1 protein-coding gene is annotated in these 943 nt (G+C 72.9%); it reads left to right on the top strand.

The window, feature by feature from the left end; all coding sequences use genetic code 11:
• Window positions 1-211 precede the first annotated feature (211 nt).
• The coding region (locus Psi01_RS42935) for a hypothetical protein (RefSeq protein ID WP_204069963.1) at window positions 212-943 on the top strand (732 nt) is incomplete at its 3' end.

Genomic DNA, 943 nt, shown 5'->3' with positions numbered 1-943 from the left:
GTCGGCGACTGGAACGGCGACGGCATCGACACCCAAGGCATCGTCCGCTGACATCCGGCACGACGATCTCTGCCGGTACACCGCGCCGGCATCCGGCACGGCCGTCCCCGCGGCCCCCACTCCGGTCACCTCACGGCCCTCCCCAGGCCGGTCTCGCCACGGCTCCGCCGTATCTCCGCCATCCCCGAGCGACACTCCCCAGGAGACGACCATGAACACCGAACACCCCCGCAGCCGTCCGGGCGCGCCCCGCGTCCGTCCCCTCATCACACTGGCCGCCCTGGTCGGCGGTCTCCTCGCCGGCGGCACCGGTACCGCCGCCGCGCAGGATCCCGACCCGGCCCCGGCCACCGGCACGGCACAGGACCCCAGTCCCGCGCCCACGGGCCGCATCCCCGGCCCGGCCGGTCCTCCGGTGCCGCCCGAGCTGGCGGCGGCGCTGGCCTACGCGGCCTGCGTGCCGGGCGGACCGACCGCGGCGGACACCGCCGTGGCCAACCAGGTACGGCCCCACATGAACGGCCCGCGCATGGGGCGGGCCGTCAACGCTTACAACGTCTCGTGCGCCCGGATCATCACCAGCACGACCAAGGGCCGGGGGCTCGACAAGCGGGCCGCCGTGATCGCAGTGACCACCGCGATCACCGAGAGCACCCTGCACAACTACACGGTGGCCGTCGACCACGACAGCCTGGGCCTGTTCCAGCAGCGCCCGTCACAGGGCTGGGGCACCCCGGCCCAGCTGGTCGACCCGGTGTACGCCACCAACGCCTTCCTCAACGCCATGCTGCGGAAGTTCCCCAACAACAGCTGGATGAGCGGCGACATCGGCGCCATCTGCCAGAAGGTGCAGGTCTCGGCGCTCCCGAACGCCTACGCCAGGGAGGTCCACGACGCGCAGTTGCTCGTCGACGCCCTGTGGAACGGCTCTCCCAACCTGGGC

Origin of the sequence: Paraplanobispora siamensis (assembly GCF_016863175.1) — a bacterium.
GTDB lineage: Bacteria > Actinomycetota > Actinomycetes > Streptosporangiales > Streptosporangiaceae > Planobispora > Planobispora siamensis.
This window is presented reverse-complemented; position numbering and strand designations above follow the sequence as displayed.